Source organism: Serratia sp. JUb9 (assembly GCF_014298095.1).
Lineage (GTDB): Bacteria > Pseudomonadota > Gammaproteobacteria > Enterobacterales > Enterobacteriaceae > Serratia_B > Serratia_B rhizosphaerae.
The window spans coordinates 2,416,209-2,430,553 of sequence record NZ_CP060416.1 but is presented as its reverse complement, the minus strand read 5'-3'; the positions used below and the strand labels follow the sequence as shown (position 1 = coordinate 2,430,553).

The following is a 14,345-nucleotide window of genomic DNA, read 5'->3' as shown; positions in this document are numbered from 1 at the left end:
CGAGGCCGCCTTCTGCCCAATAACACCATTTTTAATGCGATACGCCCGTTTGGCCCCCACCGGCAACTGTGGGTCGCCATCGCGCGTCACTGCGCCCTATAACCGGCGTTACGCACTACGGAGGACGCACCACATGACTACCTCAGCGCACCAACGGCGCTTTGCTCTCGGCGGCCTGCTGCTGCTGGCCGTGATCGCTCTGCTGATCTACGGCATCGGCTGGGAGACGATAAAAGCGCGGCAGGTCGACCTGATTTATCTCGGCGAGCAGCATATGTTCCTGGTGTTCTGCTCCATGCTGCTGGCGCTGCTGGTCGGCATTCCCAGCGGTATCCTGCTCAGCCGCCCCTTCGCCCGTCGCTGGGCCGAATACGTCATGCAAATCTTCAACGTCGGCAACACTCTGCCGCCGCTGGCGGTGCTGGCACTGGCGATGGTGATCGTCGGTATCGGTGACAAGCCGGCGGTGGTGGCGCTGTTTCTGGCGTCGCTGCTGCCCATCGTACGCAACACCTATTCCGGGCTGATTTCCGTACCGGCGCCGCTGCTGGAAGCGGCCAACGGCATCGGCATGACCGCCGCCCAGCGCCTGCGCCAGGTCGAACTGCCCAACGCGCTGCCGGTGATTATGGCCGGCGTGCGCATTGCGATGGCGATTAACGTCGGCACCGCGCCGCTGGCCTTCCTGATCGGCGCCAGCAGCTACGGCGAACTGATCTTCCCGGGCATCTATCTCAACGATTTCCCGACCCTGATTCTGGGCGCCGCCGCCACCGCGCTGATTGCGCTGCTGCTCGATCTGGCGCTGGCCGGACTGGGCCGCTGGCTCAGCCCGCACACCGCATCCTGAGGAGAACACCATGACCCCTTGGCTGAAACAAGGTAAAGCGGCGCTGCTCAGCGCGCTGCTGCTGTTTACCAGCGTCAGTTGGGCCGCTCCGCTGACGCTGGCCAGCAAGAACTTTACCGAACAGCGTATTTTGTCGGAAATCACGGTGCAGTATCTGCGCACGCAGGGATTCCAGGTGGAGCCGAAAACCAACCTGGCCACGGTGATCACCCGCAATGCGATGATCAATAAGCAGATCGATATGACCTGGGAATACACCGGCACCTCGCTGATTATCTTTAACCATATTAAGCAGCGCATGACGCCGCAGCAAACCTACGACACGGTGAAAAAACTCGACGCCAAACTCGGCCTGGTGTGGCTGCAGCCGGCGGATATGAACAACACCTACGCCTTCGCCATGCAGCGCAAACGCGCCGAAAAGGAAAATATCCGCACCATGTCGCAACTGGTGGCCAAAATCGAGCAGGTGCGCCGGGACGACCCCGATAATAACTGGCTGCTCGGACTGGACCTGGAGTTTGCCGGGCGTTCCGACGGCCTGAAGCCGCTGCAGAAGCTGTACAACATGCCGCTCGATCGCCCGCAGATTCGTCAGATGGATCCGGGTCTGGTGTATAACGCCATCCGCGACGGCTTTGTCGACGCCGGCCTGATCTACACCACCGACGGCCGGGTGCAGGGCTTCGACCTGCAGGTGCTGGACGATGATAAAGGCTACTTCCCCAGCTATGCGGTCACGCCGGTGGTGCGCGCCGACGTGCTGAAAAACACGCCGGGGCTGGAAAAGGCGCTCAATACCCTGTCGAAGCAGCTGACCAACCCGGTGATCACCCGCCTGAACGCCAAAGTCGATATCGATTATCAGACGCCGCAGCAGGTCGCCCGCGACTTCCTGAAGCAACAGGGCCTGATTTAAGGAGAGATGATGCAAACCTTAATCTATGCATGGCAGAACTGGGGCTACATCGCCGGTCTGACGCTGGAACATATGATGCTGGTCGGGCTGGCCGTCGGCCTGGCCATTTTGATCGGCGTCCCGCTCGGCGTGCTGATCGTGCGCCATAAATGGCTGGCGACGCCCATTCTCAGCCTGGCCACCATCGTGCTGACCATTCCGTCCATTGCGCTGTTCGGCCTGATGATTCCGCTGTTTTCGCTGATCGGTCACGGCATCGGCTACCTGCCGGCGGTCACCGCGGTGTTCCTCTACTCGCTGCTGCCGATCGTGCGCAATACCCACACCGCGCTGGACAATCTGCCCGGCGGCCTGCGTGAAGCCGGCCAGGGTATCGGCATGACCTTCTGGCAGCGGCTGCGCTGGGTCGAAATTCCGGTGGCGCTGCCGGTAATTTTCGGCGGCATCCGCACCGCCGTGGTGATGAATATCGGCGTGATGGCGATTGCCGCCGTCATCGGCGCCGGCGGCCTCGGCCTGCTGCTGCTTAACGGCATCAGCGGCAGCGACATCCGCCAACTGATTACCGGCGCCGTCATGATCAGCCTGCTGGCGATCGTGCTTGACTGGCTGCTGCACCGCTTACAAATTGCCCTCACGCCCAAGGGGATCCGCTAATGATTAAATTAGAAAACCTGACCAAACAGTTCGTACAGAAGAACGGCAAAGCGTTCAACGCCGTCGATAATGTTAATCTGGAAGTGCCCGCCGGCGAAATCTGCGTATTGCTCGGCCCGTCCGGCTGCGGCAAAACCACCACGCTGAAAATGATTAACCACCTGATTATGCCGACCAGCGGCAAAATCCTGATTAACGGTGAGGATACCTCCGGCCTGGACACCGTCACCCTGCGGCGCAATATCGGCTACGTGATCCAGCAAATCGGCCTGTTCCCCAATATGACCATTGAGGAGAACATCACCGTGGTGCCGCGCATGCTGGGCTGGGACAAACAGCGCTGCCGCGAGCGCGCCGAAGAGCTGATGAGCATGGTGGCGCTGGATCCGAAGCGTTTTCTCAGCCGCTATCCGAAAGAGATGTCCGGCGGCCAACAGCAGCGTATCGGCGTGATCCGCGCGCTGGCCGCCGATCCGCCGGTGCTGCTGATGGATGAACCGTTCGGCGCCGTCGACCCGATTAACCGCGAGACTATCCAGAATGAGTTTCTCGATATGCAGCGCCAGCTGAAGAAAACCGTGATGCTGGTCAGCCACGATATTGATGAGGCGCTTAAACTGGGCGACCGCATCGCCGTGTTCCGTCAGGGCAAAATCGTGCAGAACGCCAGCGCGGACGAGCTGCTGGCGCGCCCGGCCAATGAGTTCGTCGCCTCATTTGTCGGCCAGGACCGTACGCTGAAGCGCCTGCTGCTGGTGCAGGCCGGCGACGTCACCGACCAGCAGCCCACCGTCACGGTGCGTAAATCCACCTCGCTGGCCGACGCCTTCGCCCTGATGGATGACAACGATGCGCGTTCGGTGACGGTGGTGGACGATGACGGTAAGCCGCTGGGCTACGTCAAACGCCGTGAGGCGCGCGGCGCACAGGGCGTCTGCGCCGACGCCATTCACCACTTCCGCGTGCACGGCAAAGCCGAGGAAAACCTGCGCGTGGTGCTGTCGAAGCTGTATGAGCACAACACCTCATGGATGCCGATCGTCGATGAAGACGGCCGCTACAGCGGGGAGATTTCGCAAGATTATATCGCTGATTATCTTAGCTCCGGGCGTACCCGCAGGGCCTTGAATCCTCAGTAAATTCTGAAATTTGGCGGCCCCGGCCGCCGTTTCTCTGAACCATAGCCAAAACCTATTCCAGCGATAGCCCATAACTCTATAATTGCTTGATATCAATCAAGTATCATCCGCGCCCGTCCTCCGACAATCCATACTGCCGTTTTTTTCGCCATCCCGTTGGATGGCGCGGCAATCACTGTAAGCAAACTCAATGGAGCGAGAGCAAGATGAAAAAAATTATTTTGGGGTGTGCGATCCTGGCGATCGCGGGGTATCTGGGCATCGTCGGTTATATCTATCATTACGATCAGCAGCGCCAGCCCGCGACTGCCGATAATGACATCAACGCTATTTTCACCAAGCATGGCTGTGATTACTGCCATACCCAATCCGCCGAACTGCCCTTCTACGCCAGCCTGCCGGTGGCCAAGCAGCTGATGCAGTACGATATCAAAACCGGTTCGCAACATTTCGACCTGAACCCGACCCTGAAGGCACTGAGCCAGGACGGCGCGGTGCCGGAAGTGGATCTGGCGAAAATGGAAGCGGTGCTGCAAAGCGGTGAAATGCCACCGATGCGCTATAAAGCGGTGCACTGGTCCGGCGAACTGGGTGACGCCGACCGGCAGACCCTGCTGAACTGGATCCGCACCCAGCGTGAACGCTTCTATACCCGTCCGGGTACGCCGGAAGCGCTGCGCGGTCAGGCGCTGCAGCCGCTGCCTGACTCGCTGCCGACCGACGCACAAAAAGTGGCGCTGGGCTTCCGCCTGTTCCACGATCCGCGTCTGTCCGCCGATAACAGCATCTCCTGCGCCCATTGCCACCAACTGGGCGCAGGCGGCGTGGACGGCCGCGTCACTTCACTGGGGGTCAACGACCAGCACGGGCCGATCAACGCGCCGACGGTGTTTAACGCCGCGCTGAACTTTTCACAGTTCTGGGACGGCCGCGCCGCGGATCTGCAGCAGCAGGCCGGCGGACCGCCGCTCAACCCGGTTGAAATGGCCTCCACCTCCTGGGATCAGATTATCGGCAAGCTGGACCAGGACGCGCGACTGAAGGCGGATTTCCAGCGCGTTTACGCCGACGGTTTCTCCGGCGATAACATTACCGACGCCATCGCCGAGTTTGAAAAAACCCTGCTGACGCCGGACAGCCCGTTCGATCGCTATCTCAAAGGTGACGAAAGCGCGCTGACCGCCCAGCAAAAGCGCGGCTATCAGCTGTTCCGCGACAACAAATGCGGCACCTGCCATACCGGTGAAAACCTCGGCGGCCAGTCATATGAAGTGATGGGGCTGAAAGCCGACTACTTCGCCGACCGCGGCAATCTGACCGAGGCCGACAACGGACGTTACAATGTCACTAAAAATGAAGCCGACCGTCACCGCTTCAAGACGCCGACCCTGCGCAACGTCGCGCTGACCGCCCCGTATTTCCACGACGGCAGCGTCACCAGCCTGCACCAGGCGGTGAAGGATATGCTGAAGTATCAGGTCGGCGTCACGCTGCCTGACAGCGACGTCGACGACCTGGTCGCGCTGCTGGATGGCATGACCGGCAAATACCAACCCTCCTCCCCGCCGGCGAACTAAGCCAGAATGTCGTCTCACCAGCGGATCTGCAAAGATTCGCTGGTTTTCCCACCGCCAGACAAGCACAATGCCTTCCTGCCTCATTCATTTTATTCACTATTTTATTTTGACGGACGCATGAAAAGACGGATTCATCTGCGCCACTATCGCGCCCTGCTGCGCCGCCTGTTCATTGCGGTCTTCCTCGGTATTGCCGCCGCGCTGGTGGTCTGGCTGTTTCACCGCGCCATGCTGGGGCTGGAGTGGCTGCTGCTCGACCATGAAGACGGCAGCCTGGTGGCCGCCGCTGCCTCGCTGCCCGCCTGGCGACGCGTGCTGACGCCGGCGCTGGGCGGACTGGCGGCCGGCTTTCTGCTGTGGATCTATCAGCGCTATCAGCATCAGCAGCCCAACGCGCCGACCGACTATATGGAAGCGATTGAAACCGGCGACGGCCGGCTGGACGTCAAGGCCAGTCTGGTGAAGTGTCTGGCGTCGTTGCTGGTGGTCTCCAGCGGCAGCGCCATTGGCCGCGAAGGCGCGATGATCCTGCTGGCGGCGCTGATTGCCTCGGTGTTTGCCCAGCGTTTTACCCGTGAAAGCGAATGGAAACTGTGGGTGGCCTGCGGCGCCGCCGCCGGGATGGCCAGTGCCTACCACGCCCCGCTGGCGGGCAGCCTGTTTATTGCGGAAATTCTGTTTGGCACGCTGATGCTGGCGTCGCTGGGGCCGGTGGTGATCGCCGCCGTCAGCGCCCTGCTGGTGACCAATCTGCTGAGCGGCGGCCAGGCGCCGCTGTATAACGTTGAACCGCTGCCGGCTCCGTTGCCGCTGCAATATCTGCTGATGGCGCTGCTCGGCGTGCTGGCCGGCATCTGCGGGCCGCTGTTTCTGTCGGCGATGTCCGCCACCGGACACGCTTTCCGCTCATTACGCCTGCCGCCGCCATTGCAGCTGGCGCTGGGCGGGCTGATCGTCGGGCTGCTGTCGCTGCTGTTTCCTGAGGTGTGGGGGAACGGTTATAGCGTGGTGCAGGCGCTGCTTAGCGCACCGCCGGGCGTGCTGTTGGTCGGCGCGATTCTGATCTGCAAACTACTGGCGGTGCTGGCCAGCAGCGGTTCCGGCGCGCCCGGCGGCGTATTTACGCCAACGCTGTTCGTCGGTGCGGCGCTCGGTTCGCTGGTCGGCCAGCTGTGCGCCCTGTGGCCGGAGCTGGGCAGCGCAATCCCGCTGCTGATGGCGCTGACCGGCATGGCAACCCTGCTGGCGGCCACCACCCACGCGCCGATTATGGCGGCGCTGATGGTGTTCGAGATGACCGGCGAATACACCCTGCTGCCCGGCATCCTGCTCTCCTGCGTGATCGCCACTACCATCTCCCGCGGGCTACGCCCGGTGTCGGTCTACCACAACGCTTAGCAAGCCAGCAGCGCGCTGATGTCCAGATAATGGGCCAGTTCGCGCTGCTCCGCGCGTGGCAGGTAAGGAATTTCCCCCAGCAGCGGCGCCGCAATCCGCTGCTGTAGGGCATCGATGGTTTCCGCATAGTGCGCCAGCCCCGGGTTGATACGGTTGGCAACCCAGCCCAGCAGCGGCAGGCCGGCATGGGCGATCGCCTGCGCGGTCAACAGCGCATGGCTGACGCAGCCTTCTTTAATCCCCACCACCAACACCACCGGCAGCTGTTCCTGCGCCACCCAATCGGCATACGGGCGCAGATCGCTCATCAGCACCTGCCAACCGCCGCTGCCCTCAACCACCACCACCTCGGCCTTTTCCGCTATCTGTTTCAGGCCGCGGCTCATCAGCTCGTAGTTGACGCCATCGCTGGCGTGGGCATGAAAAACTTCATCCAGACAGGTGATCGGATTGATCTCCTCATAGCTCAGCGGCACGCAGGAAGAGGCCTGCAGCACCAAAGCGTCTTTATTGCGAATACCTTCGCTGGTTTCCTGACAGCCCGCCGCAATAGGCTTATAGCCTACGGCGCTACGCCCCTGTGCGGCGAAAGCCTGCAGTAAAGCGCGGGAAATCACCGTTTTACCCACAGAGGTGTCCGTACCTGTAACAAATAAACGCTTTAACATGAATAAAATGCCCCGGGATGCTCCGTTAACCAAAAAAAATGCCATCACTTCGGCGGAAGGTAGAACGGAGAAATTCTAGGGGATACAAAATGCGGGCGGATTGAGGTAGCTCAATATTTTGTCGTTAAATAATAACAATCTCTGATACGAGCTGGCGTGCAGCGACAAAAGCGCTAGCCCTGCAACAGTTTCACCAACAGCGAACCGTTGTACAGCGCCTCTTTCACCAACGCTGCGCCGGGCATGGTGCCCTGATTGAAAAATTGCGTGGACTCAACCTGCAGCGCCTGGCTATAAATTGGTAAGGACTGCTGGAGAATACAGGACATGATCGCGGGATGCAGAATCTCCGCCGCACGGTTAAGCGGCGAGCCGATCAGGATCTTTTCCGGATTAAACAGATTGACCATTATCGCCAAAATGCGTCCGACGCTGTGCCCGACGCTTAAAATAATATCTTTAGCCAGTCGATCGCCGGTCAGCGCCGCATCGCACAAGGATTCCACCGTCAGCGGCTGATCGCGCAGCGTAGAACCAGCGGATACCTGCAACCGCTGCTGGGCTATCTCCAGCATATTCTCAATGCTGGCCACCGTTTCCAGGCAGCCGTGGTTGCCGCAATAACAGCGCTTGCCGTACGAATCGACCTGGGTATGGCCAATCTCCACCACCCGCTGGCTGCCGGTGTGCAGCACCCGCCCGCCGGTAATCACTCCCGCGCCGACGTTATGGTCAATCACCACCTGAATCACGTTCTGACAGCCGCGTGAGGCGCCGTACAGCGCCTCGGCCATGGTCCAGGCGCCGATGTCATGCTGCAGGAACACCGGCAAACCGGTGCGGGCCGACAGCGCCGGCCCCAGCGGCATATCTTCCACCGTATAAAACGGCATACGGTGCACAATACCGTTGGCGGCATCGATCATCCCCGGCAGGGTGATGGCGATCGCCGTCAGGCGCTCCAGGAGACGCTGATGGCGGCTGAAGAATTGATCGACTTCCGTCAGAATACGCGTCAGCAGCGGCTCGTCATGCTCCGCCGCCAGCGGCAGTTGCTCTTCCACCACCATTTTGCTACTGAGATCGCGCAGCGCCAGCGTAATGCTGCCGCGGCTGATGCGGGCGGACAGGTAGTGCCAGGCCTCGGTATCCAGCACCAGCCCGACGGCCGGGCGGCCGCGGCTGCCCACTTCCTGATATTCGGTCTCTCTGACCAGATGGGCTTCCAGCAGTTCGCGCACGATTTTGGTGATGCTGGCCGGCGCCAGCTGGGCGCGCTTTGACAGTTCAATTCGCGAAATCGGCCCGTGCTGATCGATCAGTCGGTACACCGCCCCTGCATTTGTTTGTTTGATCTGATCAATATGCCCAGGCTGAGCGTCCGCAATCACAAACCGGCTCCTACTATTTTTCGCGCTGCTAAATAAAGACTAAAGGGTATGGTGGAGCTTTTATAATAAAGCGTCAACTATTTGATTCGTTATGTGATTAGCAGCACAAATTCCGCTTTGTTTCAGTGAAGTTCATCGTATTTACGCCGGTTAAACCGGCGCTTCGGCGCGCGTCAACATCATTTGCATCAGCGCACGGGCGGCAGCGGTTAACGGCCGCTGGCGATGGTGCACCAGCCAGACTTCGGTTTGCGCCTGCGGTTCGGCCAGCGGCAGGTATTTTACGCCGTCAAGCTTCACCCGGCCGAACGAAGCCGGCAGGATGGAAATCCCCAACCCGGCGGACACCAGGCCGATAATGGTCATCGCCTCGCCCACTTCCTGCGTGATATACGGCGTGATGCCGGCGTTCTCCAACAGCAGCAGCGTTTCATCGTACAGCGCGGTGCCGACCTCACGCGAGAAAAACACAAACGGCTCCTGCGCCAGATGGCTAAAACGCAGAGCATCCGGCGCCAGCTGCGCCAGCGGGTGCCCTTCCGGCACCACGGCCAGCATCGGTTCGCGCAGCAGCAGCGTGTGCCGCAAGGCATCCGGCAGCTTGGTATTGCGCATCACGCCCAGATCCAGCTCGCCGTTCAATAACGGTTCCAACTGTTGCTTAGTATTGATTTCACGCATTTTAATATGCACGTCGGGATGCTGCTGCCGGAATGCGCGCAGATTACGCGACACCGCGCCGATAAACGGCGCCGACGAGGTGAAACCGATGGTCAGTTCTCCTGATTCGCCGCGCTCCAGACGTGCCGCCTTTTCCGCCGCACGATTCACCTGGTCGATCACCTGCCAGGCCTCTTTCAGGAACATTTCGCCGGCCTGCGTCAGGCTGACGTTGCGGTTGTTGCGCGCCAGCAGACGCGCGCCGACCATCTCTTCCAACGCCTGTATCTGCTGGCTGAGCGGCGGCTGCGAAATCCGTAGGCGCTGGGCGGCGCGGCCAAAGTGCAGCTCTTCCGCAACGGCGATAAAGTAACGCAGGTGGCGCAGTTCGATATTCATATTTAAAACGTCTCAATTTTAATTATTAATATATTAGACAAAAAATTCGCCGCTCCCTATGATTTTATACAGCAACCATCGCTGTGTATTTCCGAAGTCCGGTAAGGAACCTGTGTGAATTCCCCAATGCGTTCTGCGGCCAAGACGCCGTCGACGCGGGCCGCCAATGATGAAACGGCGGCCGCTGCGCCAAAAACCCAACGCTCTTCGTTGAACAAACTCCCCTATATTGAACGCGGTACGCCGCAGTTTATGCGCGTGACGCTGGCGCTGTTTTCCGCCGGTCTGGCCACCTTCGCACTGCTGTACTGCGTACAGCCGATCCTGCCGGTGCTATCGCAGGACTTCGGCATCTCTCCGGCCGAAAGCAGCCTGTCGCTCTCCTTCTCCACCGGGCTGCTGGCAATCGGCCTGATGTTTACCGGCCCGCTGTCCGACGCCATCGGCCGTAAATCGGTGATGGTGGTGGCGCTGCTGCTGGCGGCGGTGTGTACGCTGATCTGCGCGGTGATGACCAGCTGGCACGGCATTTTGCTGATGCGCGCGCTGATCGGGCTGTCCTTGAGCGGGCTGGCGGCGGTGGGCATGACCTACCTGAGCGAAGAGATTCACCCCAGCTTTGTGGCGTTCTCCATGGGGCTGTATATCAGCGGTAACTCCATCGGCGGCATGAGCGGCCGTCTGGTGACCGGCGTACTGACCGATTTCTTCTCCTGGCGCGTGTCGCTGGCGGTAATCGGCCTGTTCGCGCTGATCGCAGCTTTTGTGTTCTGGCGCATTCTGCCGGCCTCTAAACATTTTCGCGCCAGTTCGCTGCGCCCGCGCACGCTGATGATCAACTTCAAGCTGCACTGGCACGATAAAGGGCTGCCGCTGCTGTTTGCCGAAGGTTTTCTGCTGATGGGCAGCTTTGTCACCCTGTTCAACTACATCGGCTATCGGCTGCTGGCAAACCCTTACCACCTGAGCCAGGCGATTGTCGGCCTGCTGTCGGTGGTGTATCTCACCGGTTCTTACAGTTCGCCGAAAGCCGGCGCGATGACGGCGCGTTTTGGCCGCGGCCCGGTGCTGCTGGGATCGATCCTGATTATGCTGAGCGGCATTCTCCTCACCGCGCTGGCGCCGGTGGCGGTGATCTTTGTCGGCATGATGCTGTTTACCGCCGGCTTCTTCGCCGCCCACTCGGTGGCCAGCAGTTGGATTGGCCGCCGCGCTCGCCGCGCCAAAGGCCAGGCCTCCTCGCTGTATCTGTTCAGCTATTACGCCGGATCCAGCGTCGCCGGCACGCTCGGCGGCGTGTTCTGGCACAGCTTCGGCTGGAGCGGCGTGGTGGCCTTTATCGGCGTGATGCTGCTGCTGTCGCTGTTCGTGGTGCACTACCTGCGCAAACTGCCTGAAGCCGCACGCGTTTAACTCTGCCGCTGTGGGCGCGGCCCTCGCCGCGCCTATATTCTCCGCCCGTCTCACCTTGTCTGTCCTGTTTGGCCTTGACTACACCGTTATTCCCCTTATTTACCGTTGCTGAGGTTGCCCCCTCGGTTGGCCTACCCTACAATGTATGTTGTAACTAAAATACGAGGTAGCGATGAGCAACTACGACCTGATTGCCCGGATGAACCAGTGCTTTAATCAATTGGAGGCGGCGCTGGCGGAACTCCACCAGCAGATCGTGCCGCTGCGGCTGCTGGCCGCGCGGGTGTTCAGCCTGCCGGAGATTGAGAAAGGTAAAGAACACCAGGCCATCGAACAGATCGCCGTTGAGCAGCACCTCGGCCAGGCGGCGCGCGACCTGGCGCTTGAGCACTACCAGCGGCTGTTTATCCATCACAATAAGCAGCACGTCAGCAGCAAGGCGGCGGTTCGCCTGCCGGGCGTGCTCTGTCTGGCGGTGGAGCCGCTGCAGTACGCCGCCCTGCAGCAACAGATCTCACGGATCAACCGTCTGAAGGCAGAACTGGAACATATCATCACCGTCGAATCCGGGCTGGCGCCGGAACAGCGCTTCGACTTTGTCCATACCCATCTTCACGGGCTGATCACCCTCAGCGCCTACCGCACCATTACCCTACTCACCAACCCGGACTCGGTGCGTTTCGGCTGGGCCAATAAGCATATTATCAAGAAGGTAAAGCGCGACGACGTGCTGCAGCAGTTGGAAAAAAGCCTGAAGGCCGGACGCGCGGTGCCGCCGTATAACCGCCAACAGTGGGCGGAGCTGGTCAGCCGGGAAATTGACGACGTCAGCCGCCTGCCGCAGCAGGCGACGCTGAAGATCAAGCGCCCGGTCAAGGTGCAGCCTATCGCCCGGGTGTGGTATCAGCAGCAACAAAAGCAGGTGCAGCACCCCTGCCCGCTGCCGCTGCTGGCGCTGTGTCAGTTGGAGCGCGGCGCGGCGGTGCCAAAGATTGGCGAGCTGCTCAACTACGACGCCAACGCGGTAAAACATAAGCATAAGCCGCAGGCCAAACCGCTGCGGTTGGTGGTAAAGCGTCTGCACCTGTATACCGATGCGCCTACGCGCTGAGGGATTCCCCTTGAACAAGGGTTAATCCGCTTTACTATCAGGATTAAAGATACCGAACAGATATCGAAGCCGTGGGTATCGATGTAAACTGGATAATATTTGCCGAAGCCAAAGAATACAGAAAATTATTAGCCTTATCTGAAAGCATCAACGCCATAAATACCCCTAACGATGAACCTGTCGTTGCTTGATTAAGGAACAATCGCAATGAAACTCAACGCTAGCGTGCCACCAAATCGGATGAATCATGAGGAGTAAAATGGACACTGAAACGATTTATTTTATTTCCAGCCCCTCACCGACGCTCGGCCGCTCCCCACTCCACGGCATGGGCGGAGGGCTTTTTGGTCACTATAAAGAAGAGGAATACCTTGCCTGTTTACGACAAGGATTAAAAGAAAAGCACACCACATGGACCGTAGCCAGTGATAATACCGAATCCGATATAGAGAAGATTATCGCACAGCGGGTCAAACTCCTGGTTTGCGCCCCCGGGCTGCGCTTTCAGTTCTATAGCCAAGGATTTGAGCCAAAAAACATCATCCATCTCAGCACGATGGATTACGTTAATAATAATATTCAGCCGGTAATTAACCGTATAACGGCACTATGCCATGAGGAAAGTTTGAACCGATAATAACCACGTTCAAACAGGACCTGCCTCCCGGCAGGCCCATTTTACACCGCCCGGCAACCGCTACGGCTTCATACTGCCGACCATATTTTCCGGCCGCACCCACTGGCCGAACTGCTGCTCCGTCACATACCCCAGCTTCAGCGCCGCAGCCTGCAGCGTCAGCCCTTCCTTATGGGCCGTTTTGGCGATTTCTGCCGCCTTGTCATAGCCAATGTGGGTATTCAGCGCCGTCACCAGCATCAGCGATTCATTCAGCAACTGGCCGATGCGTTCGCGGTTCGGCTCGATGCCGGAGGCGCAGTAGGTGTTGAAACCGTTCATCCCGTCGGCCAGCAGGCGGATCGACTGCAGATAGTTATGGATCACCATCGGGCGGAAGACGTTCAGCTCAAAGTTACCCGATGCGCCGCCGATATTCAGCGCGACGTCATTGCCCAGCACCTGCGCGCACAGCATGGTCATCGCCTCACACTGGGTGGGGTTGACCTTCCCCGGCATAATCGAGCTGCCCGGTTCGTTCTCCGGGATGGCGATTTCGCCGATGCCGCAGCGCGGACCGGAAGCCAGCCAGCGGACGTCATTGGCAATTTTCATCAGCGAGGCCGCCAGCCCCTTCAGCGCGCCGTGCCCCTGCACCAGGGCGTCGCAGGTGGCCAGCGCCTCAAACTTGTTCGGCGCGGTGACGAACGGTTCGCCGGTCAGCTCCGCCAGCGCCTTGGCAACCCGCACCGCATATTCCGGATGGGTGTTAAGCCCGGTGCCGACGGCGGTGCCGCCCAACGCCAGTTCGGCGATATGCGGCACGCTGGCGTCGATATGCCGCAGGCTGTGCGCCAGCATCGCCGCCCAGCCGGAAATTTCCTGCCCCAGCGTCAGCGGCGTGGCGTCCTGCAGGTGGGTGCGGCCGATTTTAACGATGTCGTGAAACGCCTCGGCCTTAGCGCTCAGCGTACGCTGCAGCGTCTGCAGCGCCGGGATCAGCTGCTGACGCAGCGCAATCACGGCGGCGACGTGCATCGCGGTAGGAAATACATCGTTAGAGCTCTGGCTTTTATTGACGTCGTCATTGGGATGCACCCGGCGCCCCTCTCCCCGTTCGCCGCCCAGCAGCTCGCTGGCGCGATTAGCCAGCACCTCATTCATATTCATATTGGTCTGGGTACCGGAGCCGGTTTGCCAGATAGAGAGCGGGAACTCATCCGGATGCTGCCCCGCCAGCACTTCGTCCGCCGCCTGGATAATCGCCCCGGCGCGCTCGTCCGGCAACAGGCCAAGCTGCCGGTTAACTTCGGCGGCGGCGCGCTTGGTCAGCGCCAGCGCGTGAATCAGCGCGGTCGGCATCTTTTCCGTAGATATATGAAAGTGTTCCAGAGAGCGCTGCGTCTGAGCGCCCCACAGACGATCGGCCGGAACGTCAATCGCCCCCATCGAATCTTTTTCGCTACGCATGACTGCCATTACCTTCTCCTTAGTACATCGCCTAAAAACTCACCACTCCAGTATAGCGATATAATAATTATTCGCAT

The 14,345-nt window shown here is 59.9% G+C and carries 13 protein-coding genes; 9 read left to right on the top strand and 4 right to left on the bottom strand.

Annotation, left to right across the window (positions count from 1 at the left end; genetic code table 11):
- The first annotated feature begins 133 nt into the window (after nt 1–133).
- The 6 genes from HF675_RS11545 (at nt 134) to clcB (ending at nt 6,540) form a co-directional block, all read left to right on the top strand.
- Nucleotides 134–850 (top strand): ABC transporter permease, encoded by a 717-nt coding sequence (locus tag HF675_RS11545; protein ID WP_187044633.1) that lies wholly within the window; start codon nt 134–136, stop codon nt 848–850.
- 10 nt (nt 851–860) lie between these two features.
- The gene (locus HF675_RS11540; protein WP_105231263.1) at nt 861–1,769 is read left to right on the top strand and encodes a glycine betaine ABC transporter substrate-binding protein; all 909 of its coding nucleotides are present in this window, start codon (nt 861–863) and stop codon (nt 1,767–1,769) included.
- 9 nt (nt 1,770–1,778) lie between these two features.
- Complete coding sequence (gene osmW, locus HF675_RS11535) at nt 1,779–2,426, top strand: osmoprotectant ABC transporter permease OsmW (protein WP_105231264.1); 648 nt, start codon at nt 1,779–1,781, stop codon at nt 2,424–2,426.
- On the top strand, nt 2,426–3,565 hold the full coding sequence (osmV, locus tag HF675_RS11530) for an osmoprotectant ABC transporter ATP-binding protein OsmV (protein WP_187044632.1): 1,140 nt from the start codon (nt 2,426–2,428) through the stop codon (nt 3,563–3,565). Before osmW ends, osmV begins: the two co-directional genes overlap by 1 nt.
- Before the next feature lie 206 nt (nt 3,566–3,771).
- Nucleotides 3,772–5,142 carry a cytochrome c peroxidase gene (locus tag HF675_RS11525; protein ID WP_111737022.1) on the top strand — a complete coding sequence of 457 codons (1,371 nt, stop codon included), beginning with the start codon at nt 3,772–3,774 and terminating at the stop codon, nt 5,140–5,142.
- 117 nt (nt 5,143–5,259) lie between these two features.
- Nucleotides 5,260–6,540, top strand: a complete 1,281-nt coding sequence (gene clcB / locus HF675_RS11520; RefSeq protein ID WP_111738052.1) for a voltage-gated ClC-type chloride channel ClcB — start codon at nt 5,260–5,262, stop codon at nt 6,538–6,540.
- Here clcB and bioD read toward each other — a convergent pair.
- The 3 genes from bioD to HF675_RS11505 all read right to left on the bottom strand — a co-directional run bounded on the left by bioD (nt 6,537) and on the right by HF675_RS11505 (nt 9,658).
- On the bottom strand, nt 6,537–7,208 hold the full coding sequence (bioD, locus tag HF675_RS11515) for a dethiobiotin synthase (RefSeq protein ID WP_187044631.1): 672 nt from the start codon (nt 7,206–7,208) through the stop codon (nt 6,537–6,539). The two genes, clcB and bioD, sit on opposite strands and share 4 nt — an antisense overlap.
- Nucleotides 7,209–7,381: 173 nt before the next feature.
- Nucleotides 7,382–8,599, bottom strand: a complete 1,218-nt coding sequence (locus HF675_RS11510) for an ROK family transcriptional regulator (protein ID WP_105231268.1) — start codon at nt 8,597–8,599, stop codon at nt 7,382–7,384.
- Between the two features lie 150 nt (nt 8,600–8,749).
- Nucleotides 8,750–9,658 carry a LysR family transcriptional regulator gene (locus HF675_RS11505; protein ID WP_105231269.1) on the bottom strand — a complete coding sequence of 303 codons (909 nt, stop codon included), beginning with the start codon at nt 9,656–9,658 and terminating at the stop codon, nt 8,750–8,752.
- Between the two features lie 126 nt (nt 9,659–9,784).
- On the opposite strand from HF675_RS11505, the gene HF675_RS11500 reads away from it, so the two are divergent.
- The 3 genes from HF675_RS11500 (at nt 9,785) to HF675_RS11490 (ending at nt 12,819) form a co-directional block, all read left to right on the top strand.
- Nucleotides 9,785–11,071: an MFS transporter gene (locus HF675_RS11500; protein ID WP_172606340.1), complete on the top strand. Its 1,287-nt coding sequence runs from the start codon at nt 9,785–9,787 to the stop codon at nt 11,069–11,071.
- A 172-nt stretch (nt 11,072–11,243) separates the two neighbouring features.
- Nucleotides 11,244–12,182: a DNA replication terminus site-binding protein gene (gene tus, locus HF675_RS11495; protein WP_187044630.1), complete on the top strand. Its 939-nt coding sequence runs from the start codon at nt 11,244–11,246 to the stop codon at nt 12,180–12,182.
- A 259-nt stretch (nt 12,183–12,441) separates the two neighbouring features.
- Nucleotides 12,442–12,819, top strand: a complete 378-nt coding sequence (locus HF675_RS11490; protein WP_234008573.1) for a hypothetical protein — start codon at nt 12,442–12,444, stop codon at nt 12,817–12,819.
- A gap of 60 nt (nt 12,820–12,879) precedes the next feature.
- Here the strand turns inward: HF675_RS11490 and fumC are convergent, their stop codons facing one another.
- Complete coding sequence (gene fumC / locus HF675_RS11485) at nt 12,880–14,277, bottom strand: class II fumarate hydratase (protein ID WP_105231272.1); 1,398 nt, start codon at nt 14,275–14,277, stop codon at nt 12,880–12,882.
- Between the last annotated feature and the right edge of the window lie 68 nt (nt 14,278–14,345).

What these genes read in the sequence shown, in the direction of transcription:
- HF675_RS11545 (WP_187044633.1), top strand. Translation starts at nt 134, where the DNA reads ATGACTACCTCAGCGCACCAACGGCGCTTTGCTCTCGGCGGCCTGCTG.
- HF675_RS11540 (WP_105231263.1), top strand. Translation starts at nt 861, where the DNA reads ATGACCCCTTGGCTGAAACAAGGTAAAGCGGCGCTGCTCAGCGCGCTG.
- osmW (WP_105231264.1), top strand. Translation starts at nt 1,779, where the DNA reads ATGCAAACCTTAATCTATGCATGGCAGAACTGGGGCTACATCGCCGGT.
- osmV (WP_187044632.1), top strand. Translation starts at nt 2,426, where the DNA reads ATGATTAAATTAGAAAACCTGACCAAACAGTTCGTACAGAAGAACGGC.
- HF675_RS11525 (WP_111737022.1), top strand. Translation starts at nt 3,772, where the DNA reads ATGAAAAAAATTATTTTGGGGTGTGCGATCCTGGCGATCGCGGGGTAT.
- clcB (WP_111738052.1), top strand. Translation starts at nt 5,260, where the DNA reads ATGAAAAGACGGATTCATCTGCGCCACTATCGCGCCCTGCTGCGCCGC.
- bioD (WP_187044631.1), bottom strand. Translation starts at nt 7,208, where the DNA reads ATGTTAAAGCGTTTATTTGTTACAGGTACGGACACCTCTGTGGGTAAA.
- HF675_RS11505 (WP_105231269.1), bottom strand. Translation starts at nt 9,658, where the DNA reads ATGAATATCGAACTGCGCCACCTGCGTTACTTTATCGCCGTTGCGGAA.
- HF675_RS11500 (WP_172606340.1), top strand. Translation starts at nt 9,785, where the DNA reads ATGCGTTCTGCGGCCAAGACGCCGTCGACGCGGGCCGCCAATGATGAA.
- tus (WP_187044630.1), top strand. Translation starts at nt 11,244, where the DNA reads ATGAGCAACTACGACCTGATTGCCCGGATGAACCAGTGCTTTAATCAA.
- HF675_RS11490 (WP_234008573.1), top strand. Translation starts at nt 12,442, where the DNA reads ATGGACACTGAAACGATTTATTTTATTTCCAGCCCCTCACCGACGCTC.
- fumC (WP_105231272.1), bottom strand. Translation starts at nt 14,277, where the DNA reads ATGGCAGTCATGCGTAGCGAAAAAGATTCGATGGGGGCGATTGACGTT.